Annotated in this window: 18 protein-coding genes; 5 read left to right on the top strand and 13 right to left on the bottom strand. The window is 44.2% G+C overall.

The genetic code is table 11. The features are described 5' to 3' along the window. Positions 1 to 3: 3 nt before the first annotated feature. From GQF63_RS07030 to nagA, 4 genes are all read right to left on the bottom strand, one after another. Complete coding sequence (locus tag GQF63_RS07030; RefSeq protein ID WP_160368502.1) at positions 4 to 3,462, bottom strand: SusC/RagA family TonB-linked outer membrane protein; 3,459 nt, start codon at positions 3,460 to 3,462, stop codon at positions 4 to 6. A gap of 189 nt (positions 3,463 to 3,651) precedes the next feature. Beyond that, on the bottom strand, positions 3,652 to 4,884 hold the full coding sequence (locus tag GQF63_RS07035) for an exo-beta-N-acetylmuramidase NamZ family protein (protein WP_160368503.1): 1,233 nt from the start codon (positions 4,882 to 4,884) through the stop codon (positions 3,652 to 3,654). Between the two features lie 594 nt (positions 4,885 to 5,478). Beyond that, positions 5,479 to 7,131: a glycoside hydrolase family 10-like protein gene (locus tag GQF63_RS07040; protein WP_160368504.1), complete on the bottom strand. Its 1,653-nt coding sequence runs from the start codon at positions 7,129 to 7,131 to the stop codon at positions 5,479 to 5,481. A gap of 72 nt (positions 7,132 to 7,203) precedes the next feature. Further along, entirely contained in the window at positions 7,204 to 8,313 is a 1,110-nt protein-coding gene (gene nagA / locus GQF63_RS07045) for an N-acetylglucosamine-6-phosphate deacetylase (RefSeq protein WP_160368505.1), read from the bottom strand. Between the two features lie 111 nt (positions 8,314 to 8,424). Here nagA and GQF63_RS07050 point away from each other — a divergent pair, with 111 nt between their 5' ends. The 5 genes from GQF63_RS07050 (at position 8,425) to lipB (ending at position 14,065) form a co-directional block, all read left to right on the top strand. Next, a complete protein-coding gene (locus GQF63_RS07050; protein WP_160368506.1) occupies positions 8,425 to 8,811 on the top strand; it encodes a RidA family protein in 387 nt (128 codons plus the stop codon). Between the two features lie 232 nt (positions 8,812 to 9,043). Beyond that, positions 9,044 to 9,793, top strand: coding sequence for an SDR family NAD(P)-dependent oxidoreductase (locus tag GQF63_RS07055; protein ID WP_160368507.1), 750 nt, complete (start codon positions 9,044 to 9,046; stop codon positions 9,791 to 9,793). A gap of 160 nt (positions 9,794 to 9,953) precedes the next feature. After that, positions 9,954 to 12,059 carry an ATP-dependent DNA helicase RecG gene (recG, locus tag GQF63_RS07060; RefSeq protein ID WP_160368508.1) on the top strand — a complete coding sequence of 702 codons (2,106 nt, stop codon included), beginning with the start codon at positions 9,954 to 9,956 and terminating at the stop codon, positions 12,057 to 12,059. Between the two features lie 86 nt (positions 12,060 to 12,145). Further along, on the top strand, positions 12,146 to 13,336 hold the full coding sequence (gene hflX / locus GQF63_RS07065) for a GTPase HflX (RefSeq protein ID WP_160368509.1): 1,191 nt from the start codon (positions 12,146 to 12,148) through the stop codon (positions 13,334 to 13,336). 27 nt (positions 13,337 to 13,363) lie between these two features. Next, positions 13,364 to 14,065: a lipoyl(octanoyl) transferase LipB gene (gene lipB / locus GQF63_RS07070; protein WP_160368510.1), complete on the top strand. Its 702-nt coding sequence runs from the start codon at positions 13,364 to 13,366 to the stop codon at positions 14,063 to 14,065. 71 nt (positions 14,066 to 14,136) lie between these two features. Here the strand turns inward: lipB and GQF63_RS07075 are convergent, their stop codons facing one another. From GQF63_RS07075 to GQF63_RS07115, 9 genes are all read right to left on the bottom strand, one after another. Next, positions 14,137 to 15,255: a TlpA disulfide reductase family protein gene (locus GQF63_RS07075; protein WP_160368511.1), complete on the bottom strand. Its 1,119-nt coding sequence runs from the start codon at positions 15,253 to 15,255 to the stop codon at positions 14,137 to 14,139. 15 nt (positions 15,256 to 15,270) lie between these two features. Continuing rightward, positions 15,271 to 16,740 (bottom strand): PKD-like family lipoprotein, encoded by a 1,470-nt coding sequence (locus tag GQF63_RS07080; protein WP_160368512.1) that lies wholly within the window; start codon positions 16,738 to 16,740, stop codon positions 15,271 to 15,273. Between the two features lie 10 nt (positions 16,741 to 16,750). After that, on the bottom strand, positions 16,751 to 17,518 hold the full coding sequence (locus GQF63_RS07085; protein WP_160368513.1) for a DUF4843 domain-containing protein: 768 nt from the start codon (positions 17,516 to 17,518) through the stop codon (positions 16,751 to 16,753). Between the two features lie 4 nt (positions 17,519 to 17,522). After that, positions 17,523 to 19,016 (bottom strand): RagB/SusD family nutrient uptake outer membrane protein, encoded by a 1,494-nt coding sequence (locus GQF63_RS07090; RefSeq protein WP_160368514.1) that lies wholly within the window; start codon positions 19,014 to 19,016, stop codon positions 17,523 to 17,525. Positions 19,017 to 19,019: 3 nt separating this feature from the next. Next, complete coding sequence (locus GQF63_RS07095) at positions 19,020 to 22,412, bottom strand: SusC/RagA family TonB-linked outer membrane protein (RefSeq protein WP_160368515.1); 3,393 nt, start codon at positions 22,410 to 22,412, stop codon at positions 19,020 to 19,022. 211 nt (positions 22,413 to 22,623) lie between these two features. Next, a complete protein-coding gene (locus GQF63_RS07100) occupies positions 22,624 to 23,745 on the bottom strand; it encodes a FecR family protein (RefSeq protein WP_160368516.1) in 1,122 nt (373 codons plus the stop codon). Between the two features lie 63 nt (positions 23,746 to 23,808). Then, a complete protein-coding gene (locus GQF63_RS07105) occupies positions 23,809 to 24,369 on the bottom strand; it encodes a sigma-70 family RNA polymerase sigma factor (RefSeq protein WP_160368517.1) in 561 nt (186 codons plus the stop codon). Between the two features lie 91 nt (positions 24,370 to 24,460). Next, entirely contained in the window at positions 24,461 to 25,300 is an 840-nt protein-coding gene (locus GQF63_RS07110; RefSeq protein ID WP_212592488.1) for an MBL fold metallo-hydrolase, read from the bottom strand. A gap of 53 nt (positions 25,301 to 25,353) precedes the next feature. Beyond that, the gene (locus tag GQF63_RS07115; RefSeq protein WP_160368518.1) at positions 25,354 to 26,781 is read right to left on the bottom strand and encodes an L-serine ammonia-lyase; all 1,428 of its coding nucleotides are present in this window, start codon (positions 26,779 to 26,781) and stop codon (positions 25,354 to 25,356) included. Between the last annotated feature and the right edge of the window lie 12 nt (positions 26,782 to 26,793).

The raw sequence follows: 26,793 nt of genomic DNA on the forward strand, positions 1-26,793 counted from the left end.
AAATTATAACCCGATTTGGATACCTAAGGATGCAGATTTGAAAGATGGAACACCAGTACCTGTACGGCCTAAGTTATAGTTACCGCTAGTAAGGGTGGCATTACTTCCAGAAATCGTCTCCGGATCGATCGGCAAGCCTCTCAAGTTGTCGAAGGTGAAGAAGTTCTCTAAGGAAACGTAGATTCTCGCATTTTTCAAATACACCGAACGCAAGGCATTTTCCGGAAGTTTATACCCCACGGTAATGTTCTTGATTTTGAAGTACGACATATCTAGGAGATAACGTGTCTGCGGACGCATCACATAGCCCTCATTTGCTCCACCTAAGTTCCAAGCACGTGGGTAGAAAGCATCAGTACGATCTTCTTTCCAGAAGTCACCCGCAATTGCTTGTGGCATTGCACCGTCTTTTACGTGGAAACCAGGAATCGCTAGCTGACCAGCACCCCAAATTTCACGCTTACCAACACCTTGTAAGAACACGCCTACATCGATGCCTTTCCAGTCGGCACCCAAACGGAAACCATATTCATAACGTGGCGTTGAGTTACCGATTACAACACGGTCACCCGGATCGCCGTTGGTGCTATTTCCAGAAGTGATATAACCATCGCCATTCACATCCACAAACTTCACATCACCCGGGCTCATGATCATAATGCCATTACCATCTTCAAAGAAGGTTTGGTAAACAGGGTTATCACCCGCCAACTTATTGGTTACTTTTGCATTTCCTTCGTGAATGATGGTTACTTTTTCGTGGTTACCACTTGCATCATATACGAAATCATCTTTCTGGTACAAACGATCGGTTACATAGCCATAGATATCACCGTATCTTCTACCTGTAGAATAGGAAGTAGATAAACGACGATCATCCCAAGCGGTATTCCAATCGGTACCTTTGGTAATCATGGTTACCGCATCCGCTAAGTTCGCATTTACCGTAAGGCCTAAACCATTGTCGAAACGGTGTTGATAATCCAAGTTAATCTCCCATCCACGGGTTCTTAAGTTACCGAAGTTTCCTTGAGCAGCACTCGCGCCTGCCGTATTTGGAAGGGCTTCACCCGGAATAATCATGTGGTTGGTTTTACGTTCAAACCATTCCACCACTAAACCTACTTTATTAAAGAAACGGAAGTCGGCACCTACGTTTAAGTGTTCAATATCTTGCCATGAAATATCCGGACGAACGTTGCCTGGGGTTCCTAATTCATAGAAAGGAAGGCCAGAACCATCTAACCAAGAATAACGGTCAAGATCCATCGTTGGAACGTATAAGCTATTTGGCACCGATTGGTCACCAATGCTACCCCATGAACCGCGTAATTTGGCGAAACTTAAGACATTGGAAATGTCTTGCATAAAGCTTTCATTGCTCACTACCCATCCTGCAGAAACCGAAGGATACCATCTCCATCTTAGGTTAGAAGGGAATTTCGAGGTTCCATCGTAACGTAAGTTAGCTTCAAATAAGTATTTATCTTTATAGGCGTAGTTCGCTCTACCGAAGAAACCAGCTTGTGAATCCCAGTTGGTATCTGCACTGTTCTCCTGAACACCCGTTGCATAATTAAACTGCGGGTTATCGTTGTTGATTAAGTTTGTTCTACGCAAGGACTCGTTTTCCCATAAAAATGCGACAACGTTAGTACCGGCCATAAATTTCAAATCATGCCCACCTTCTAATTTGGTATTATAGGTTGTAAAAGCATTGAAGGTATGGCGCTTAGAGAATAAGTTGTAACGGTATACGTTAGAAGTTTCCTTTTTGATATAATTTTCTTCCGGAAATTCCCAACCTTCCATTCCACCGTTATCGGTAGGAATACCATTTTCATCTACATACACGCGATTTCCGTTTTCATCGTTCCAAACAACAGGTTGGTACCAGTGTGTTCTACCGGTCATGGTTGGTAAAGATGATTTACGGCTATTATTTTCTGTACTATACGCATAATCCGCCTTGATATCCCAACCATCCATAATATCGATGGTGGTTCCTAAGTTCAAGTTGGTATAGCGCTCGGTTTTATAACCGGTATGTGCTTTTTTCGTATCGGTATACGGGTCACGGAATTCCTGACCTTGCTCGGTTACTCCAATCGGGAATAAACGCGACCAGCGGTATAGGTATAACCAAGGGTCAGCCCCGAATCCGGTTGCCGAGTTGGCATAACGCTTCGTACCATCGGAGTACATCGCCCCTCCACGAACCGTTAAGAAATCATTTAATTTGGTCGACACACTAACCGTCGCATTATAACGCGTAAAATCGTCATGCTTGGCGGGTTTCATCATCCCTTGTTGTCCTAAATAACCAGCTCCGATATTGTAAGTCGTGTTCCCTGTCTTACCGTTTAAGCTTAAGTTATGCAGGTGCGAAAAGGCATTATCCTTCACCATCAGGTCGGCAGGGTCGTAAATACGTAAACCAAATTTCTCGTTCCCTTTGTAATACCAGTCACGACCGTATAAAACAGGATCTTGGTTACCTACAACGCCACCCCATTTCTGTTGCCACTCTTTAATTTTCTCAAAGCTTTCGCGGTCAACACGCCAGAAACCACCGGCAGGACCGGAAGCCTTCATGTTTTCGTGGGCTTCTAGGGTATATTCCAAACCATCGATACCGGCAACATCTACCGGTTTAAATGGCGACTGTAAAGACAGGTTATTGGAATAGGTAATGGTATGTGAATCGGTCTTCGCTCCTTTTTTAGTGGTAATCAACACCACGCCGAATGCCGCTTTGGCACCATAAATAGAGGATGAAGCCGCATCTTTTAATACCGAAATGGTTTCAATATCGTTCGGGTTCACCATGTTGATGCTGGGGATCTCCACGTTATCCACCAAAATTAGCGGCGTTGAGCTTCCTTGAATCGAGGCCACCTGACCACGGATTTTCATAATCGGGTCAGAACCTACCTCACCGGAAGGAATAACCACGGATAATCCGGGAACAGCACCCTGCAATCCACGACCTGCGTCAGGAATAGGGCGGCTACCCATTACTTTTTCAACATTCACCGAAGAAACCGCACCGGTTAAGTGTTCTTTCTTCTGGGTACCATATCCTACGACTACCACTTCGTCCAGCTGATCGCTTGTTTCATCCAAGGTCACATTCACGGTACTTCCCGTTACGGCAACCTCTTTGGAATCGTAGCCCACAAAGGAGATCCGTAATTTAGCACCCACGGGCGCATTGATGGTAAACTTACCATTAGAATCTGTAACCGTCGTGGTTGTCGTACCGATTACCGTTACAGTGGCACCAGCGATTGTTCCATCTGTTCCTCTAACGGTTCCCTGTACCGTATTTTGAAGAACTGAGGAAGCATTCGTCCAGCTTGCCTGTTTTCGTAGGTTACCTGCAGTATTGCCTTTATTGAAAGAGGCATATGACGGCATGGTTAAGCCTAGAGCGAGAGAAAAGAGTAGAAGTCTTCGCATTGCTTATCGATTAAAAATTAATAATTTGATTTATCATAATCCGGCATACTCAAGTATAAACATGAAGAAACCGACGCTAAATTAACTATAATTACCTGATATAATAATTGATTATGCGTTTTTAATTGTTTTTGATGCATAATTAAAGCAATAAGGCTCAAACTAGAATTTGAGCCATTTGCCTGTTTTTCACTTGAAATCAGGGTAGATTAAATATTTTTTACGCATTTCTTTGTATGCTTTCAATTCTGGCGCCCAACTCTTACGAATTTCATCTTCGCTTTTTCCGGCGATAATTTGTTTACGCAATTGGTCGGTTCCAGCTAGCTTATCAAAAAACTCCGCACGGGTGAAGAATTTCGATTTATCCGGCATTTTATTGTAGAAATGAAGAATATATTTTAAGGTAAATTGTTGTTTGTCTGCATCCAGCTCCCGAAGGTCTAAACCATACAGCTGCTCGCCTTTTCCTTCCACATGTTTTACCATACCGGCTTTCTCGCCCGGGGTATAGGTAAAATCGCCATAAACAGGATTGTTATAGCCTACCACTTGGAAAGGCCAATCGGTTCCGCGACCTACGGAAATCTCCGTGCCTTCAAAAAGACATAAAGACGCATATAGACGCACTGAAAGGTGGTTCGGCAAGCTTGGTGAAGGAATTACCGGCAACTCATACATCTTGCCATGATCCCAATTTTGAACCGGCACCACGGTTAGCTTGCATTGCTTACCATCTTCCAACCATTTTTCACCGTTAATCATTTTCGCCAATTCGCCCACAGTCAACCCGTGCACCATAGCGATTTTATGGTAAGAAACGTTCGATTTAAATTTATCATCCTTGCGGACCGGCCCATCCACCTGATCGCCACATGGGTTCGGACGATCCAATACGATCAGCTCTTTATTGTGCTTGGCACATAATTCCATCACACGGTGCAAGGAAGTAATGTAAGTATAGAAACGGGCACCCACATCCTGCAGGTCAAAAAGCATCACATCTACCGATTTAACAATAGAATCCTGCTTTTCATTTCCGCCATATAAGGTAAATAATGGCAATCCGGTTTTCGCATCCACATCGTTGCTCACCTTCTCGCCACGCTCGATATTGCCGCGAAAGCCATGCTCGGGCGCAAACCCAAATCTTAAATCCACTTTTTCACGCAACAGTACATCCAATAAATGCTCGTTCTCGGGGCCTACTACGGAAGTTTGGTTACCCATAATGCCTACTTTCTTCCCTTTTAGCAGGGGCAAGTAGCTCGCTAATTGATCTGCACCGGGCACAATAAGATTTGCAGGGTTCTGCGGTTTCTCCTCCGTCACTTCCTGTTTAGCAGGAGCTTTCGACGTAGTACCGCAGCTATTTGTCAATAGAACACCAAGAAGTGCCGTATGTAGCAAGAATTGTTTCATTAATAAGTGATTTGACGCTATTAAGTAGATGTTTCGATGTTTAACCCTGTAAAAATAAAAGAAATAATGCATTTTCAAGCAAACGTTAGCGTAATACGCGTCACTTTTAGCAAAATGTAAAATGAAACATGCATAAAGCAGAAATTAATAAGTCAAAGACCGAAGGGAATAATTCCTTAAAATCGAGCCTTAGTATCGAAATGAGGGAATTTTACCCGAAAAACCCGGTCCAGGTTAGTGTATATTGTACACCTTATTGTAACAAAGGCGTTACTTTGTAACATTCGTAATCATCTTTGTAAAATTCTTTAACAAACTTCCTTCGGGCAAATGGAAGCATAACGGAATAATCATTGGTTATTCCTACCAAATCTATTCAGTATTTCGACCGTTCAGATCCCTTTCACTCCCCTTTCAACCCCGTATCAAACCCGTATCAAGCCCCATACAAAAGAGCTATGCATGGGGAGAGCAAGGACAAGGAAAGAGAAAGGAAAATGGACAGACCTATGGATGTTCGGAAGCGGCTCAGCATGAGGCATAAAAAAACCTCGGCCGTTTATGGCCGAGGTTATAGCAACGTAGCAGAGCTACCTATTCTTCAATGTTTTCACCAATATAGTCGCCTTCATTTCCAAGACGGTCAATTGGTTTTACGGCAATTGCATTTAACTTTTGCCCTTCTTTTGTTTTCGGGAAACTGATTTCGGTTTGTGGGCCATCAAGGATTTTCACATCCCAATGATCGCCATAACGTGCATAAGCCACCCATTTAAACACTTGTTCCGGCTGTTTGGTTAACCATTTTGCAAAAATGCTGCTCGGCTGTTTAGTCAACAACAGGGTAGGTTTCAACAAATGATTGGAGGCTAACCAAGGAGAAGCAGGCACCAAAGCCGGTTGGCTATACGGCCCTTCTAATAAGGAACGTAGCATACCCGGGTTCTTGGTCAATCCGGCGATACTCCAGTGTACCGCACCAACACTGTTCGGGGTTACCTCACGGGTTACCGCAATCTGACGTTTGATTTCTTCAACTCTGTTAGGCGAGCGCACTTCAACGGTATTCAAGCCAGGCCATAAATGGCGGTTATGCTTGTTTTCCGATTGCCACCATTTCAATAAAGTGGTGAAGCTTTGTTTTGGCGGATCGATTGGCCAATACAATTGTGGCGTAAAATAATCTATCCAACCTTCGTTCAACCAGAGCTTCGCATCTGCATATAATTCATCATACTGCGAAGAACCGGTAATTCCTGCCGGATAACCCGGCTTCCAGATACCAAATGGACTTAAACCAAATTTTACAAACGGTTTTTCTGCTTTGATTTCAGTGTAAACACGTTTAATAAATTTGTTCACATTAGCTCTACGCCAGTCGCCACGGCTTAAGTTTCCACCTTCCTTCCGGTAAGCATTCCAGGTTTTATCGTCCGGGAAATCGGCACCACCGTTATAAGTGGCATAAGGGTAGAAATAATCATCGAAGTGTACCCCATCAATGTCATAGCGTTTCACAATATCGCGGACCACATTGGCAGCATGATCTTGGGTTTGCTGACTGGAAGGGTCGAACCAATACATCCCGTTGCGAAGGCGCACCACATTATCCGCTTCCTTTCTAACCATGGAGGCCGAAGTTACGGTACCACCATTGGAATGATGTGCACGGTAAGGGTTCAACCAAACGTGCAGCTCTAAGCCTCTTTTATGTGCTTCGGCTACCCAAAACTCCAAAGGATCGTAATAGGGGGAAGGCGCCTTGCCGATTTCGCCGGTCAGGAAATACGACCAGGGCTCGTAAGGCGAATTATAAAGCGCATCGGCGGATGGACGTACCTGAAAAATAACAGCATTAAAATTGTTATCCTTCAACATATCCAACAACTTAATGGCTTCTTGTTTCTGTTGTTCTGTACTCAGGTTGTTTTTGGAAGGCCAGTTGATATTGGCAACTGTTGCTACCCAAGCGGCACGAAATTCACGTGGAACTTGCGGCAAATTCGCTTTAAAAACAGGTTTTGGTTTTTCTTTTTCCGCAACCTTCTGGGCTTTTTGTTCCACCTTCTTGGCCGGCACTGTTTCTACAGGCGCAGCCTCCGTTGCAGGATTGGCCACCTGCGACTCTGCGGATATTTCCGTCTGCGCTTGCTTCATCGCCTTACTGCGTTTATTCTTCGAACCGCAGGATAAAACCGTAAAAACAAGCATGGAAACCACACAAAGACTTAAAAATCTTCTCATCATATTCGCAATCTTAACGTACAAAATTAAGGTTTTTATATGCGTTAATTCAAATTGTAACCTATTCGTTATGCATTAATCCAGCAGTTCGCCCTGAAAAACAACCTGTTGCACTTCAAAGTCTTCATTAAAAACCAACACATTGGCACGACTGCCCGGGCGTAGGTTCCCGATATCTTGGCGATCGATCAAACGTGCAGGATACAGCGTGGCCATGCGCAAGGCCTCAGCCAGGTCTATGCCCACCTGCTGCACACAGTTTTTCACCGCCTGCAATAAGCTGAGGGCCGAGCCGGAAAGGGTTCCATCAGGTAGGGTATAATGATCTTGGTTGAGGATATGTTGGTAGATTCCTTTTTGACAAGAAGCCACCGCATCCGTAATCAGAAACAAACGCTCAGCCATCATTTCCTTAGAAACTTTCACCGCCTCATAATCGACATGAATACCATCAACAATGATGGAGGCGCTGGCTTTATCGTGTAACATAGCCGCACCCGGAAGCCCCACTTCACGGTGATGAAAAGCCGACATCGCATTCCAAAGATGCGTAACCATAGTTACACCCTGATCAAATGCTCGGTTGGCCTCCGCAAACGTCGCCGTACTATGCCCTGCAGTAAGTTTTATCCCTTTTTCCAATAAATAGGCAATACAATCTGCCTGCATAAGCTCTGGTGCAATGGTCATGATTTTAACCACATCTTGCTCGGCTAATAAATCAGTCAAGAGTTCTACATCTGCTTGAATAATCAATTCGGCAGGATGGGCACCTCGCTTTGCGGGGTTCAAAAAGGGACCTTCCAGGTGCAAACCCAAGGCGACGGGCGATTGTGCATCCTGAAAAACCGCAATGGCTTCTTTAAATACTGCAGGGGTATTGGTCGCTAAAGTAGGCATCCAGGACGTACAGCCCTGTTTTAATAACCGTTGATCGATACGATGCAGGGATTCTTTGCTCAACTCGGCAGAAAAAAGATCATCACCTGACCCGTAAATCTGCAAATCAATTAAGCCGGGACAAATAGTTCCCCCCTGTGCGTTTACCTGCGTATACCCCTCGGGTATCGCATCAGCGGGTACTACATCCACAATAAATCCATCTGCAATTAATAGCGCACGATCGTCCCAGGAATCATATTCGGTGAAAATGCGGCCATTGGTTAAGGCTAGGTTTCCGTTCATGTTGCAATATAGGCATTGTTCAATTTTTATTGAAAATACAAACGTCGAATTGTATCTTAGTCTTGCTATATGCAACATATTATTATTCATATACCCAATACATAAAAAATCATGTCACAAAAAGAAATCCTCAATACCGATAAGGCGCCAGCAGCCATTGGACCGTATAATCAAGCCATTAAAGCCGATAAAACCTTATATGTTTCCGGACAGATTCCATTGATTCCTGAAACCATGGAATTGATTACCACAGGCGTTGCTGATGAGGCCCATCAAGTTTTGAAAAATGTGGAGGCCATTTTAAAAAATGCAGGTTACGGTTTTGAAGATGTCGTAAAAACAAGCATCTTCTTAAGCAGCATGGATTACTTCGCAACCGTAAATGAGGTTTATGCCAGCTATTTCAAAGATAATCAACCCGCACGTGAGTGTGTTGCGGTTAAAACATTACCGAAAGAGGTGAATGTAGAGATATCGGTTATCGCTTGGAAAGCCTAAGTATTGATAAAAAACTAGGGAAGCGGCGTGCATTTACGCCGCTTTTTTTATGAAATTTTATGGCCTTTAAAAACCTGAAGGCCATTCTGTTGTTTAGTTAGAGGCAAAGCCGAAAGCCCCATGAAAAATGAAATCTATCCTTTCTTAAGGTAACCACTATCATTTTTTAAGCGGGGTTTTACGTGGAACTTTGCTTTAGCTAAAAGGAACAAGCATCTATACCTTGAAAACCATGAGATTAAAAAACAAAGTAGCTATTATCACAGGAGCGGCTTCCGGAATGGGAGAAGCCATGGCCAAGCTTTTTGCCCAAGAAGGAGCAAAAGTGGTGGCAACCGACATTCAGGTGGAGAAACTGAACCACTTGATCGACGGCATTAAACAAACGGGTGGCGAAGCGATAGCAATACAGCACGATGTTTCCAGTCGTGAAACTTGGTTTAACGAGGTTGTTCCACAAACCTTAGCGGCTTTCGGTGGGATTGATATCCTGATTAATAATGCGGGAATATCTTTGCCTACACCCTTTGAAGAGCAAACCGAACAACATTGGAAAAAAGCCTTCGATATCAATATCAATAGCGTGATGCTAGGCATGCAGAGTGTGCTGCAAGCGATGCAAGAAAAAGGCGGTAGCATCGTAAATATCTCTTCCATTGCAGCATTGACCGGCATGGCCGGCCCTGGCGCCTACACGGCTTCTAAAGGTGGCGTTTCGGCCATTACACGGGCCGCCGCGGTAGAATTCGGGAAGATGAAGATTCGGGTAAACGCCATTAATCCGGGCTATATTATGACCCCCATGAGCGAAACCCATTTAAACAATCCGCAGGTGCTAGCCCACTTTAAGGGTATTATTCCCCTGCAAGATTATGGAACAGCGATGGATATTGCGCAGGCAGCCTTGTTTTTGGCCTCCGATGAAGCGCGCTACATCTCTGGTGTGAACCTGGCCGTAGACGGCGGGACCACCATACAATAAATTTGACCCCATTTTTATACTATAAAAGTCTGCCTATAGCCCTATAGCGCAGCATAATTGTTGAGACTACATTCAAAAAGCTATTCATTTCAGAGTATGGATAGCTTTTTTTCTTTTTTGTTGCCATGCGGGTTTTTTAGTAATTTAGTAACGTTCAGGCATGGTAGAATTATCCCTCGTAACCCCAATCGCTTATTTAAAAGGGGTTGGCCCACAAAAGGCCGACCTGCTCCAGAAGGAGTTGCAGATTTTTACAATCGGCGACCTGCTGCAGCATTACCCCTTTCGGTATATCGATAAAACCCAATTTCTTAAGATTCGTCAATTGCATCCCGATATGCATGGGGCACAGGTATTGGGCCGATTGATCAGCCTAAAAGAAGTAGGCGAAAAAAAGGGAAAACGTCTGGTCGGTCAATTTAAAGATGACACAGGCAGCATGGAGCTGGTGTGGTTTCAAAGCTTAAGCTGGCTAAAAAAAAGCCTGACGGTGGGTGCCCCCTATATTATTTACGGGAAGCCCAGCGAATTTAATGGCATCCTATCTATTACCCATCCGGAAATGGAGCTTTACCAAAAAGCAGAAAAACGCATCGGAAATATGCGCATGCAGCCGGTTTATTCATCCACTGAGAAGCTGAAGAAGTTTAATCTGGATAGCAAAGGCTTACAAAAATTACAGGAAGTCGCCATTGCTACCGTTTACCGTACGTTAAACGATCCGCTGCCGCCTTATATCTTGCAGGCACATGAATTAATGCCCTTTGCCCAAGCATTGGTATCGATTCATTTCCCGGAAAATGAACAATTGATGCAGGCTGCTATCCGGCGCTTCAAATTTGAAGAGCTGTTCTTTATCCAACTGCGACTCCTTCGGAACAAACAACTCAATACCAAGAAATATAAAGGCCATCGCTTTGGCGAGGTGGGCGAGAAATTCAATAAATTCTTTACGCAACGCCTGCCCTTCCCCTTAACCAACGCGCAGAAACGCGTGATTAAAGAAATTAGGCTGGACACCAATACCGGTGCCCAAATGAACCGTTTGGTGCAGGGCGATGTAGGCTCTGGAAAAACAGTGGTAGCCTTGATGAGCATGCTTTTGGCGATTGACAACGGCTACCAAGCCTGCATGATGGCGCCGACCGAAATTCTGGCGACCCAACATTATAATGGGCTAAAAGAATTACTGGGCGATGCTATCTGTAGCGTAAAATTATTGACAGGATCGACGCCTGCAAAAGCGCGCCGCATCATTCATCAGGAATTGGAAGACGGCAGCCTCGATATATTGATAGGCACACATGCGCTTATTGAGGATAAAGTAAAGTTTAAAAACATTGGCTTTGTGGTGATTGATGAGCAGCACCGCTTTGGTGTGGAACAACGCGCGAAGCTTTGGCGTAAAAACCTGATACCTCCGCATATGCTGGTGATGACGGCCACGCCTATTCCAAGGACGCTAGCCATGACCATGTATGGCGACCTGGATATTTCGGTAATCGATGAGTTGCCGGCCGGCCGTAAACCGATTAAAACCGTGCACTTCTTCGAAAATAAACGCCTGCGGGTGTTTGGCTTTATGCGCGAGGAGATTGCCAAAGGACGCCAGATCTATATCGTGTATCCCTTAATTAAGGAGTCGGAGAAAATGGACCTCTTGTACCTGGAGGCCGGGCTGGAAGGCTTGTTACGCGAATTCCCTATGCCGCAATACCACATCAGTATTGTGCATGGCAAAATGAGCGTAAAAGACAAGGATTTCGAAATGCAACGCTTCGTGAAAGGGCAAACGCAAATTATGGTGGCCACCACGGTAATTGAGGTGGGCGTGAATGTGCCGAATGCTTCGGTGATGGTGATTGAGAATGCCGAACGCTTCGGATTATCGCAACTGCACCAGCTGCGGGGCCGTGTGGGCCGGGGTGCCGAGCAGTCCTATTGTATCCTGATGTCGAGCAATAAACTCAGCAAGGAAGGCCGAACCCGATTAGAAACCATGGTGCAAACGAACGATGGCTTTGAAATTGCAGAGGTAGACCTGCAATTGCGCGGGCCGGGCGACCTGTCTGGAACCCAGCAATCGGGGATTCTGGAGATGAAAATCGCCGACTTGGCTAAGGATCAGGCGCTACTCAGTGAGGCCCGACAACGGGTAATCCAGATCTTCCAGGAAGACCCGAATTTGGCCAGTCCGGAAAACCACCTGTTGGTTCAGTTCCTAAACCAAAGAGGCGCAGCGATTTCTTGGGACAAAATATCTTAAAAACCTTACCTTTGTATCCTTGTTCTATAAATAACAAGGATGGCTGCGGCGCAGATGAAGCCGCACATCATACAAGAAAAACATACATGGCGAGAACAAAAATATACGATACAGCATTAAAACCTGAGACTGCCGTTTTGGTCAGTGTCATTACCCCGGACGTGTCCGACCAAACTGCAAAAGAATACTTGGAAGAGTTGGAGTTTTTGGTAAGCACGGCAGGTGGGATAACCAAAGGAATTTTTACACAGAAACTGCACTTCCCAGATCGAGCAACCTTCGTGGGAAGCGGTAAACTCGATGAGATTAAAGAGTATATCAAAGCCGAAGAGATCGATATGGTGGTCTTCGATGATGAACTCTCCCCATCGCAATTAAGGAATATCGAGAAATACTTCGAAATAAAAGTACTGGACCGCTCCAACTTGATTTTGGACATCTTTGCAAAGCACGCAAAAACTGCGCAAGCTAAAACACAGGTGGAACTGGCGCAATTGCAATACCTATTACCGCGCCTGACACGCATGTGGACTCACTTGGAACGGCAGCGTGGGGGTATCGGGATGCGTGGTCCTGGGGAAAGCCAGATTGAGAGCGATAGACGGATGATTTTAAATAAAATCTCCTTGTTGAAAGATCGCTTGAAAAACATCGACAAACAGAATGAAACCCAACGCAAGAACCGCGGCGAGATGATCCGCGTGGCCTTGGTGGGCTATACTAACGTGGGGAAATCGACCATCATGAATATGATCTCCAAGTCGGATGTATTGATCGAAAACAAGCTTTTCGCAACCTTGGATACCACGGTACGCAAAGTCGTAATCGATAATCTACCCTTTCTACTTTCCGATACGGTAGGGTTTATCCGAAAACTACCGCATCACTTGGTGGAGTGTTTTAAATCGACACTCGATGAGGTTCGCGAAGCCGATGTGCTGATTCATGTGGTGGATATTTCGCACCCTTATTTTGAAGATCATATCCGCGCAGTGAATGAAACATTGAAGGATATTGGCGCCGTCGATAAACCGACCATTACCGTATTCAACAAAATTGACGCATATAAAGCGCCGGTGGAAGTGGATGAGGATGGCGAGGAAGTAAAAGTGACATTAAATGATTTCCGGAATTCATGGATGGCGAAAAATGCCGATCCGGCCATCTTTATCTCCGCGACAAACAAAACAAACGTCGAAGAATTTAAACAAAAGGTATACGAAATCGTCGTTAAGATGCATAACGCACGCTATCCGTATAACAATCTTTTATATTAATCGAATCAGGAGTTCGAAGCGAATAACATGCAGAATAAAAAAGTGCAGTTTATGGATTGGGGCCTGGTAGACTATCAGGAAGCCTGGGACAGACAGGAGTCTATCTTTGCGAAAACCCTCGCCATAAAGCATGATAATCGGGTAAACCAGACAACAACGGAAACCCCTAACTACCTTATTTTTACCGAACACCCCCATGTATATACCCTGGGGAAAAGCGGACACATGGAATACCTCCTGCTGGATGAAGCTGGCTTAAAGGAGAAAAATGCCACGTTCTATAAAATTAACCGCGGTGGAGATATCACCTACCACGGGCCAGGACAAATTGTAGGCTATCCGATTTTAGATCTGGATAACTTCTTTACCGACATCCATTTATACCTGCGCACGTTGGAAGAAGCGATTATCTTAACCCTAGCAGACTATGGCATTGAGGCCGGTCGCTATCCGGGATTTACCGGGGTATGGCTTGATGCGGATAATGATAAAGCACGTAAGATTTGCGCCATGGGCGTACGAGCATCCCGATGGGTAACCATGCATGGTTTTGCCTTTAACGTGAATGCCGATTTAAACTACTTCGGGAATATTGTGCCTTGTGGCATCGACGATAAAGACGTGACCTCCATGGAGCGCGAACTCGGCCATCCCGTGGATATCACAGAGGTAAAAAACAAGCTTAAAGCGCATTTGGCCAGCTTGTTCGCCATGGAAATAGCAGATTAAAAATTAAAAAGCCCGGCAAAATGCCGGGCTTTTGCTTAGCTATAAAACTAAACAACAAACAAAGAAATTCGTTAGTTTAAATACTTCGCCAAGGCAGCTTCCAAGGCCTCCCCACGTAGATTCCTGGCGATAATAATACCGTTTGGATCGATGAGGTAGTTATTGGGCACCGCACGGATAGCATAAGCCCCGGCCACGGTATTATCCCAACCTTTTAAATCGGAGACATGTACCCAGCTTAGCTTATCATCTTCAATAGCTTTCAACCAGTTTTCCTTCTTATTATCTAAGGACACAGCCAGGATTTCGAAGTTCTTGGACTTGTATGCCGCATAGGCTTTTACCAGATTAGGATTCTCTTGCCGACAAGGCACACACCAGGATGCCCAGAAATCAATCAAGACATATTTCCCCCGGAAATCGGATAGCTTAATCGGCTTCCCTTGGGTATCCGCCTGCGTAAAATCTATCGCCTTAGCACCCTCTACAAGGCCCATCCCCTTGAGGAGATTGGCTAAGCGCTTGCCACGATAAGAATCTTGTATCGCTGGAGAAAGGCTATGCAATAGCGGGGCAATGACGTCTACGTCGGGTTTGGAACCGGCCATGTCTTCTAAGAATACTAGGCTTAAGCCATTATCTGGATGATTCTGGATGAAGTCTAATTTTACCTTCCGGCTACCTTCCATCGGGTTTCCATAGGTTTCTAGCAAGGAGGTCTGTAAAGCTTTGACCTTAGCACTCAAGCTATCAATCTCTTTACGCTTCGCCCTGTATTCCTCAGACCGGAATACCGACCTACTTTTATCCATTTCTTCCTGATAGGCCATGTACTGCTTAGTAGCAGCATCGCCATCCACCACTTTCGGACTATCCTTAAAATCGACAACTGTTTTACCCGGATTCAGAAAAAACCAGAAATCACCTCGACTGCCTTGGCGCAAATTCTCACGCAGTAATATACCGGCATAAGCCGGGCCGCCAAATTCCTTCTTTAGGGTAAAACTGCCATTCACTACGTTCGCAGAATCGACTACCTGCGAACCATCCGCATAGGAATAGTGCATAACATATACCTTTTTTGTATTCTTTATATTTTTCCCTTGTAATTCAAAGGTGGGCTGGCTTTGCGCCATACTGGCAAAAGGAAAGACCATCAGCCCTAAAAATGTTATTTTTCTAATATTCATAACCTTATAACTGTCTTAGTTTCCAACATGGATATCCACAACCTCCTCTACACTGTGGGGAAGAGCTTGTTCTAACTGCATGGTTGCTTCATTAAAAATGTATACCGATCCTTTTTTCGCTCCAGCGAAGGAAGGGTCATAGGTAGCAACCATCAGCTTTCCATTTGCTTTCTTGTACTTGGTGATGTGACCTGGAGCATCACTCGGCAGGCTGAAGTACTTCTGGAATTCCAATCCTAAGTAAGAAGCCCGATATACCGTTTTCTCATTTGCTAGGTACCAGAAATTATCGCCGGTTTCGAAGTAAGCAAACCCGATCGTGCCATCACCCGGGATAGTTCCTGTCGCAATACGATCGAAAGAATTAGCCTTATAATCGGAACTGTAGCCCGACATATAGGCAAATAAGTTATTCCCTTCGCGCATGAGGTATACAAATTTGATAGCAGAAGAAATACTAGCTAATTGCGAAGCTACAAACGTCTGGTTTGGATACTTTGCAGGGTCTGTTAATTGATCATTAGACACCGTAAAATTATACGGCACATTGGAAAGCGCGCCAATATCGATTAACCTAATCTGCTTATTCTTTGCATCATAGAAGCTGAAGAAATAACGGGAGTTATTGTTATTTCCTCCTAGGCCTCCTTTAGGGATTTGGTAGTCTTTCGCATCGTTGTATAAGGCAGGTAGCCCAATTGCACCATCTTGCAACACATACATCTTGCCGCCACTTACCGTATAAATAACGGTGGAATACTTATCCATAATAACATCAGTAGGTTCGAATGCAAAGTTCGTCTGATCGCCAACAAAACTTTTCGAATTGTAAAGCAGACTTGGAATAAACTCCCGAGAATCAATCATGATGACCGGATACTCTGCATGTTGCACCCCAATAACCAAGTTATTAAAGTAATCGGTAGACGAACTTCCATATTGCCTGGTGCCTCCAATATTCACAGGATTCTTCCCTAAGTCAATATTCGGCAATTTCACTTCCTCAAATTGAGGCTTTACACGGATACTCGACTTACAATACAACAAGGAATTATTACTCGCATCTTTCGCCAGTACATAATAGCCCAGCTTATAAGGATTAATCACATTCACAAAGAAGTTGTAGTTTGATTTTAACCCTGTTTTTTGATTCGTTACAACAAACTCTGCGTTTAATCTTCCATAATCTTTGTTCGCGATATAGAAGAAGTCCTTTTTCTCAGACACCACCTCACCTTTTACTTTCCAGCTATAGGTCAAATCGCTTATATCTGCCCCTTCAATGGTTGCATGAAAGGTAGGGTTCAAGATTAACGTATCTCTAAAGGCTAAGTCATAAATCCGATCGGTATTATGGTCACCTTCTTTTAATCCGCCGATGATGATCTCATTGACATCTTTATAATCGTAATTACCGAGGTCCTTGGAACAGGCACTTAGCAATCCGATGATGAGGATAAATAGAATATATTTTAATGTTTTCATTTGTTAGGCATTAAGGAAGTAGGATTCTTTCCTCGGAGGCATCTCCGTTCGGATAAACTACATGATCTTCAAAATATTTTTTCAACACACCGATATACATAAAGGTAATCGGGTACCAAGAAGCTGTTGCTGAGCCAGGCATATTATTCCAATAGTAAATAGGCCCTGGGGCTCCGGTATATAAATCTGGCGACATATCGGCACCGAAGTAATATACCTGCATCCATTGCTGCAGCACTTCCTTATAATATGGGCCTAAATACCGTTGCCACGTGGCCCACCAAACCGGCTCCACCAACACATCGCTAAACACAATTTTCAATTCCCTATTGTAGCTATGTCCCACCTTAAAGTTTTCATTTTCTTTCAACTTAAGGAGCAAGGTCATCTCTTTGGTCAATAATTCCTCGCCACGCTTAATGGTCAGGAATAAGGTATCAGCATAATGGTCAGCACGAATAACAGGCTCCGAAAGGGATACCAAGGCCGGATTGTAATCGGAACTCGGATCAATTTCCACGGAATACGTTCTAGCCTGATTGCTGGCGACCCCTCCTACATGCATAGGAATGGCTAATACCTTCGATTGAATACCAATGGCCGTATCGGTAGCAAAACTATAGTAGGTACTGTCTAAAAAGGGCTCTTTGGGTCTATTGGACTTGTCGGGTAATGCAAAGCTGATGTAAGCATCCTCGACATTAAAGTCTATCAAGTCATTTTGTTTACAGCCCGCTAGCATAAGAAAGCTGATGGTAAGTAATAACAGTCTTTTCATTTTCTTAATTTTGAGGGTTGTACAATTGCTCATCTGTAGGTATCGGAAGTTTAAAGATCTCTACCTTAGGCTGTACCGCAGTGGAGCGATGAATAGGTTTAAAAAGCCTTTTATATTCTGAAATCAACATCCCTTCCCCGATATTTTCCTTCCGGATTTCATCGAAGACAAGGTCCTTAATAACCTGGCTAGTTTTATTGGCATCATAGATAATATTGGTCGATATATTTCTGGAGTTCCGCACCTTATTCAAATAATCGATTGCTTTTTGCGGATTACTATCGGCATACTCTTCAGCGGCAACCATGTAAATCTGATGGAGCCCAAGAATCTTGTTCTCAAAATAAACTTTGAAGGATGGATTAGTGAACAAGTAGGTCGAGTTAAAGTGATATTTAACCAGCTTCCATACGGTTTGAGAGTTGGCAGAGCGGGAGAACCAGTTGACCAACCTGTAATCGTTTAAGGAGCCTTGACCAGCAACATTATAAAGATTGTTCAATAGGTAATTATAGTTTACAAACAATAAGGGCGATGTAGAAGAAGATCGTGTATCTTCCACCGGCGCATTCACAGATTGATTGTAAGTCAATAAGTTTTGATTCAGTAAGGAAAACAACGATTCCATAGGCATGCGTTTGTTCAAATCGGACGCCAATTCTGCCGGTGTAGCCAAATGGATTGAATTTGTTCTCCCCTCTAACTCTTGAATAAGCTCTTCAGCAAAAGCACGTGCTTTCGGCATATCTCCACCCCATTGCGCTGTTAATGCTTGTAATGCAAGAATGGTATAATAATTCATGCGCACTCCCCGATTATCAATTAAGCTATTGTACTTCTCGTAAGCATATTGGTTTTGATTAATCGAACGAGGTTGCGTGCGGATTGGATCTTCTTCCAATAATGCTCTAGCCTCTGCCAAATCAGTCTGAATAAGTTGAATGACCTCATCGGCAGTTCCGAACTTCGTTGCTTTAAAATCAATCTTATTGCGATAAGGAATAGCTAAAGCCCCTCCTCCTTCTTGGGAGATGACAGGACCGAACAGCTTTAAAAGTTGCAGGTGAACGAAGGCCCGTATCCCTAGAATCTCCCCTTTTATCAGCTTATAGTCGAGATTTTTAGGAAGATTATCCACATGACTCATCATAATATTCCCTTGATTGATAATCTGATAAGAGGCATACCATATGTTATTGGATGCTAAAATCGGGTTTTGATAACCAAATTCATGGCGAAAAGACCGGTAATAATAGTGAGAGGAACTCAAGCTATTGTAAGAGCCGACCATCGTTTCTAAAAACCCATATTTCAAATCCTTTCCATACATTGGTTCGGTATTTAATCCTGCATAAATTCCTGCCAGGGCAGATTCGAATCCAGATCGATCGTTAAACAATTCAGATTCGTAGGCTTTATTTACGGGGTTCACATTCAGGAATTTCTCACATCCCGAAAGCAACAACACGGTTATTATACTTAATACTAATTTTTTCATGACTTAGAATTGAATCATTACACCTAAATTATATTCGCGGGCATAGGGATACGAAATCCCTCTTTCCATGGCCACATTACTCAATCGCAGGGCATCATTCATAGAGAAGTTCAGCTTTAAGCGTTGCAAGCGCAGTCTTTCCAGCGTCTTCATGCCGAAGTTGTAGTTTAAATTGATGGCCGAGAGCCTTAAGTAGTTCTCCCGTTGAATAAAGCGACTTGATATCTGGGTTGTCGTTCTATCGGCAATCGATTTATACTCGGCAATGTCTCCCGGTTGGCGCCAGCGCTCTTCCAGAATACGCTTATCGGCATTGAAATAAGGGTTATTATTCTCAATCTTATTCATAAGGGTCTCATTGAACTGATCGCCACCTAAAGAATAGTTACCAATTACTTGAACCGAAAAGCCCTTATAGTTAAAAGAGGTTCCTAAATTACCATATAGCCTGGCCTCCCTATTTCCCACCACAACCTGATCATTGGCGTTCCAAGAATAGGTCACATCGCCGTTTAGGGTTCTATACATTTCTTTTCCCGTTGCCGGATCGATCCCCAACGAAGGAACCGCACGAATAATATTCAGCGACTGCCCTTCCTCATAATAGGTTGAAGGCTTAATGACATTACCATTGGCATCTGTAGAAATCAAGGACTCATTTAACTCGCGTAATTCATTCGATATAGATAAGAGTTTACTACGGTTTTGCACGGCTCCCAAAGTCAGGTACCAGGACATCTGATCTTCCGTTCTTTCCATCATCCGAATATTCGCCATGGCCTCGAAGCCCTTGTTACTTGCTTTCCCCAGGTTGGCGAAGAAGGAGTTCTTCGGAAAACCAAAAGAAGGCGCTACGGTAATGCTGGAGATCATACGATTGGTTACCCGATTGTAATAAGATAAGTTTAGATTAATCAGGTTTTGAAACAAGGAAAAGTCGGCACCATAACTCCATTGCTTTTGCTCGGGCCAACGCACGGCCGGATTTCCCTGGCTTACCATAAGTGCCGCATATTGATTATTGTAATAGATACCACTGAGAAACTCGAAAGCCGAATTCACCATGCCGGCATTAAAATTACTTACGGTACTGCTGGTTCCCACGTTGGCAAACAAGCGTAAGCGATTGATATATTCGGTATTAAACCATTTTTCATTATGAATATTGTAGGATAAACCGGTACTCCAGAAGGAGGCAAATCGATTCTCCGGTCCATAGATGGAAGCCCCATCTGTTCTTCCTGTCACACTAAGGTTATAGCGGTTATCGTAGGTATAGTAAAAGTTTCCGATTAAGCCCAGTTCCCGAACAGGAATAGATTTGGACTCCGGCAAGGAGTTTTGCTGATAGGAAAGCGCCATTTGCGGCGTCATAAACCGATCATCAATATAACCGGTCAGCATATGGGAATTACCGAGAATATTAGAAGAACGCATTTCTCCAATACCGCTGGCATTGAACTGGTGTTTTCCCAATTGCTTACTATACTGTAATTCCAGACGGCCTTCATAAGCCGAGCGGGTTGAATCGCCCAAAGCATAAGACCCCCGTTTCAAAGGATCGGTTTGATTATAAAACTTGGTATTAAAAGGCGATGTATAGGTATCGAAATTATCGATCGTCCTCGAGATGGCTGCTTTTGCCCGAACAGTAAAATTCGGATTCACAAACCACTCTAAGGAAATATTATTGGCGATATAATGGGTTTTATTTTCATCCTTATGTCCCAATTGCGCATTATACAAGGGATTAAAAAGAACATCGCCAAAGGTATAAAAGGGACCTAATTCAGAAAATCGAATCACATAATTTCCGTTATCATCGAAAATACGTTCATAAGGGTTTAGGTTCGTATAGGTAGAAAAATTGCCATAGGGGCTGTTATAAGCTTTTGTATATTGATATGTGGCCACATTACGAAAAGTAATCACATTCGGAATGCGGTAGATTAAATTAAAAGAAGCTCCACCACGTGTTCTACCAGATTCTTTCATCACCCCTTTGAAGTCCGAGTAATTCCCTTCTAAACTATACCGCACATCGTTTCCTCCCCCTTCCATCCGGATACTATGTCCAACGGAGAAAGTATTCCGCACAGGTTGCTTTAACCAATAGGTATCCACGCCCGAAAGCACATTCTTTAAGCGGTGGTTATACAGGTTATCATAAAATTCCTGCTCCATATTTTCCCATTCTGGGGTACTTGCATCCGCTTTGTAAATCCCTGCCAACTGCTCGTATTCTAGCTTTTCAGCAGCATTCATGAGGTTATAATCCGACAAATCCACAATAGAGCTGGAAGGTCTTATATCGTAGGTCACGGTAAATTTCCCGTCCTTAGGCAAGCGCGTTTCAATAACGATTACCCCATTCCCGCCACGAGAACCATACAAACTGGTTGAGCTGGCATCTTTTAAGATGGAAATAGTCTCTACGCGGTTTACATCTAGGTCATATAAGGTCGACAGGCCTACTTCAAAACCATCTAAAATAACCAAAGGCGCATTCACGGCATAAGCTCCAACGCTGGATACCCCACGAATATTAATTTCGGGCATCGCATTTGGATTGGAACCCGCATTTACGCGTTCATCTACTTTAAAAGAAGGATCTAATGCTTGCAGTAAAGAGAAAATATTTCCAGTGTTGAACTTCTCCAATTCCTTACGGGTTACGGTGGTTGCCGCTCCGGTAAAGTTCTCCCGACGGGTGCTGGTATAGCCAGTTACCACCGTTTCTTCAATTTCCGTCTTGGTTGCTTTTAAGGCGACGCGGATTTCCCGGCGGCCTGCTACATCGATCGTTTGCGATTCATAGCCTACCATGGAAATACGCAGTGCTTGCTGTGCTGTTACTTCCACCATGAAGGTTCCGTTTGCTTGCGAATATCCCAGCGAACGGCCATTCTCCACATTTTGAATATTTACACCAGCAATCCCCTTCCCTTGCTCATCGGTAATTATACCGCGCAGGGGGTAGGTCTCTTGCGATTGATTCGCCGTTGCATGAATCGTGCGTTGCCCTGCTCTTTCACGAGCCTTAGGTTGCACAATGATGGTATTGTTTCGAAAAATAAAATAAATAGGTTGGTTTCTCGACAATTCCTGCAATACCTCGTTAATGTCTTTATTATTCACTTTAATCGTAACGGGTGTTGTTCGCTGCAGCAAGGCGAGTTCCCCGACCAAATCACTTTGCGTTTGTTTTCTTAATTTCTCCAATACCACGCTCATTTTAGCGTTGGATTCCGACAGGCTTACAGCCTGTGCAAAAGCAGAAAAAGAAACAAAAGAAAGTACGAAGCAATTGAAAAACAGCATGGAATACCTCCGTAGTTTCGAGACACAGGAGCCACGAAACTTGAATGATCCATTCAGGCGTTTTTTACCTTTCATAAATTTAATTTTTGTTAGTAATTAATGGTTCTTAGGTATAGCTATTCCTTAGAAATCTATCGATTCCAAACTCTCCTAATCTACGCCATGGGATTATAACGTGATCAGGGTTATCCATTGGCAGTTTGCTCACAAAGAGTCAGAAAAATATCCTTCAGCGGAAAAGCTTTACAGGGTAAACGGCTGAAGGATCGGAATGTCCTTTAAAATTTTAAATTATTTTTTTGAGGGCTAGTTTTTCCTCCTGAAATTCAAATTCCATAGGTATAACGGCGGAAATTACTTCCAGCACCTCCTTCAGACTTTTTTGTCGGCTGATGCGGCCAAAGAGCAGGCTCCCTTGAATAGCAGGATCCACTTCAATATCCACCCCATACCAAGACGACAGTTTTTCAGCAATACGATCCAGGCGCTGTTCATTCAAGTAAAAATAGCCCTCTTTCCAATCGATGTATTGCGTAATATCTTCAGACACCTGCAGCTTGCCGCTGGCATACACCTGATTGGGTGCCAGTTGCACCTTAAAATCAAGGGCTTCCAAGGCCTGCTCGCGGCTGCCTCGGGCTATAGCCACCTTGCCTTCCAGCAAGGCGGTTTCCCCTTGCTTGGCATAGTTGGCGTTGAATTTTGTTCCTAACACGCTAATGGTCTCCTGCTCGCCACGCACATAAAAAGGTACCCGCGCGCCATTCCTGCGCTGTTGCTCCACTTCAAAATAGCCTTCCCCCTTCAGGGCAATCTCTCTAGAATCCGCAGCAAACTGAACCGGATAGGTAATTTCAGAGTTTACATTTAACCACACTTTAGTACCGTCAGATAGCACTAGGCTTGCCGTTCCGCCTTGCTTGGTGCGCACGGTATTGTAAACCACCTGCGTTTCTCCCTCACGCAGCACATATTTCAGCTCACCACCTGGCAATTTCGTAATCAAGTATTGCGTGGTTTGCAAGGTATCGCCCTGCTTCAAGCTGTCTAGGTTATATTCCTGCTGATTTTCCAGGACCAAGATTGCGTTGCTGGAAGTGGGCGCCTCGTATTTGGCCAATTGATTCAACACCTCCTCGCTGCTTTGTTGTTGGCTGAAGAAATAAAATGCAAATGCCCCCAAAAGCAATATACTCGCCGCAGCAAGCATAGGCTTCCAGTTCCAGCGACGTACCTTCGGCTCTTGCCGCACTTTCTTATCCAAGGAGTCCAATAGGCTTAGCAGCTCCTGCGGACTCAGCTCTTCATGGGGTTTGTATCCATCGAACCACGATTCCACCAAACCTTGTTCTTCAGGCGTACAATTACCTTGGGCATATCGTTGTAGAATCGTTTTATCTAAGTTCATAAATCTATATTTCTATGCAGTTTACCTGCTCAACCATTAAACGGTTATCCTTCGTAATTGTCCCTAAAAAAATAAAATAAGAAGCGCGTTGGATAGTTTTGAGCGCAAAAACTTCATTAAAGACCAGGTCTGGTTTCGTATGGTCTTTTCAGAAAGGCCTAAAGCATCCGCAATTTCCTGGTTAGAATAGCCCTCCATCCGCATTTTCAAGATCTTCTGATACTGCGGCCCATAGCGGGTCAGCAATTCCTCCAATTTTTGCATAAAATGCTCCTCCCGAATTTTGGCATCGGCCGAGGTAAACTGATAGGAAAAAGCATCCAGAGAATCCAGGTATTTCTTCGCATGGCTATCTCTAGACATGTGGTCGATAATACGGCTACGCAAGGCTTTAAATAAATAACCCGATATTTCTTCGGCAATGGTTAATTGGTTTCTATTCTTCCATATCCCTAAAAACACATCCTGCACCAAATCCTCCGCAATCACTTTGTCTACCCGTTGGGCCGCAAAAACCAGCATAGCAGCTTTATACCGCTCATAAAGGGTATGAAAGGCCTGCAATTGATCCTGATGAATCAGGGCGACAAGTGCATCATCAGTAATATGTACAGCGTCAGCCATTTAGGAATATTACCTGCAAATATAGACTATTCAGAAATATTTCAAAAAGAAAGTAAAAGTGATTATACTTTTGATTTATATATCGAAAACCTTACGAAGATTTCAAGACAATACTTGCTTCATAGGTAAGCTCCTCGTATACAAAAACCTGCGCTACGCTTGCTTGTTGGCTTTGCAAAGTATACATAGGCGTATGTTCATAACGATTGGCAATGGATAGTTTAATGCCCTCGCAATGCGGGGCAAAGGTTTCATGCACCAGTTCAATGCGGTTATTCTCGCCTGAAAGGTGTCCCAATATTAAATGCTTCAAGCGTTGACTGCGGTTTTCTAAAAAAGCCGCCAAAGACATGGCGTTAGAAATATGGCCCCAACCGCTGCGGATTCTATTTTTAAGGTAATAGGAATAGCGCCCGTTTTGAAGCATCTCCTCGTCGTAATTCGATTCCAGCATCAGCACATCGGCATGACGAATGGCTACTTTTACATTATCGCATACCCGCCCAAGGTCGGTCAATACCGCAATATTTACCTCTCCATCAGATACCATAAAGCTGCAGGGCTCTTTGGCGTCGTGGTATTTTGGGATGCCATAGATGGTTAGGGGTCCGATTTGCACCACCTCATGCGGAAGGATAAGGCGAACTAAATGATCGGGCAGATTTAAGCGCGAGCCTTTCAAGCTCCCTTCGGTAATAAATACGGGGATTTGGTATTTCTTGGCAAAAACAGAAAGCCCTTGAATATGATCGGTATGTTCGTGGGTAATGAAAATAGCTTTTATCAAGCTCGGCATAATGCCCAGGCTTGCCATGCGCAGGTGAATATGTTTGTTATTGATACCGGCATCCACTAAAATGGCGGTATCTTCTTTCGCTACATAATAACAATTCCCATTACTCCCGGAAGCTAGTGCACAATACTGAATCATAGGCACAAAGATATAAAAAGTAAGTCTTGGAAAAGGTTATTTTCCAGAAAAGACTAACACTCCGGCAAACTCAACGACACTTTAATCGCTAAGCCACCATCGGCGGTTTCTTTGTATTTCACGTTCATATCCTGTGCGGTTTCCCACATGGTGCTCACCACGGCGTCTAAACTTACTTTCGCCTTGTCCGGATTCGATTGTAAGGCCAGCTGTGCCGCCGTAATGGCTTTAATAGCCCCCATGGTATTGCGTTCGATGCAAGGAATCTGCACCAAGCCGCCAATAGGGTCACAGGTTAAGCCCAAGTGATGTTCCATGGCAATTTCTGCCGCCATCAGCACCTGTCTTTGCGATCCGCCCAAGCATTCGGTCAGGGCGCCGGCGGCCATCGCCGAGGAGACGCCAATTTCGGCCTGGCAGCCGCCCATTGCTGCGGAAATGGTGGCTCCTTTTTTAAAAATAGAGCCTATTTCGGAGGCGGTGGCTATAAATTGAATAATTTTATCTTCGTTATAACAATCGTGGAACACGATATAATATTGCAATACGGCCGGAATAACACCCGCTGCACCATTGGTAGGCGCCGTCACCACACGACCGAAGGAGGCGTTTTCCTCATTCACGGCCAGGGCAAAGCAACTCACACAATCCAGGATATAACCGAAGTCTCGACCACCCGCACGCGTTGCTTCCACCCAGCTATCGAAGTCGCTATAGCTACGGCCTTTCAGCATGCGCTTGTTCAGCTTGGCGGCACGTCTTTCCACATGTAGTCCGCCGGGCAATACCCCTTCGGTATGGCATCCTTTGTAGATACAATCGCGAATGGTTTCAAAAATCTTCCATACCCCTTGGCGGGTTTCCTGTTCAGGGCGCCAAGCGGTTTCATTTTCCATCACCAATTCGGAAATCTTCAAGCCGGTACGCATACATGCCACCATAAGCTCTTGGGCGGTATCAATCGGGAAGGTTAAATCCACCTCGGAAAGCACACTTTCCGAATCATTCTCCTGCACCACAAAACCACCCCCAATGGAGTAATAGGTTTCGCTGATGGCCTTTCCATCGTTTAGGAAGGCTTGGAAAGTCACCGCATTGGGGTGAAAAGGTAAACTTTGATCAAATAAAAACAACAGGTTTTCTGTATAGCAGAAATCGATGTTTTGTTCCGCACCGAGGTTTAGCTTTTTCTGTGTTTTTATGCGCTCCACCTTCGGCATCACATCATGCACATCAAAAGTCACCGGATCATCTCCCGAAAGCCCCAATAAAACCGCGATATCTGTACCGTGGCCAACGCCGGTTTTTGCCAACGAGCCATACAGCAAGATATTCACTTGCTCCACCTGCGCTAATACCCCTTGGTCTTTCAATACCTGCACAAAACGTTGTGCCGCACGCCACGGGCCAAGGGTATGGGAACTGGATGGTCCAATCCCGATTTTAAACATGTCAAAAATAGAAATCTGCTCCTGTGCCATTATAATTGATCT

The sequence above is a fragment of the Sphingobacterium humi genome, assembly GCF_009768885.1.
In the GTDB taxonomy this organism is placed as follows: Bacteria; Bacteroidota; Bacteroidia; order Sphingobacteriales; family Sphingobacteriaceae; genus Sphingobacterium; species Sphingobacterium humi.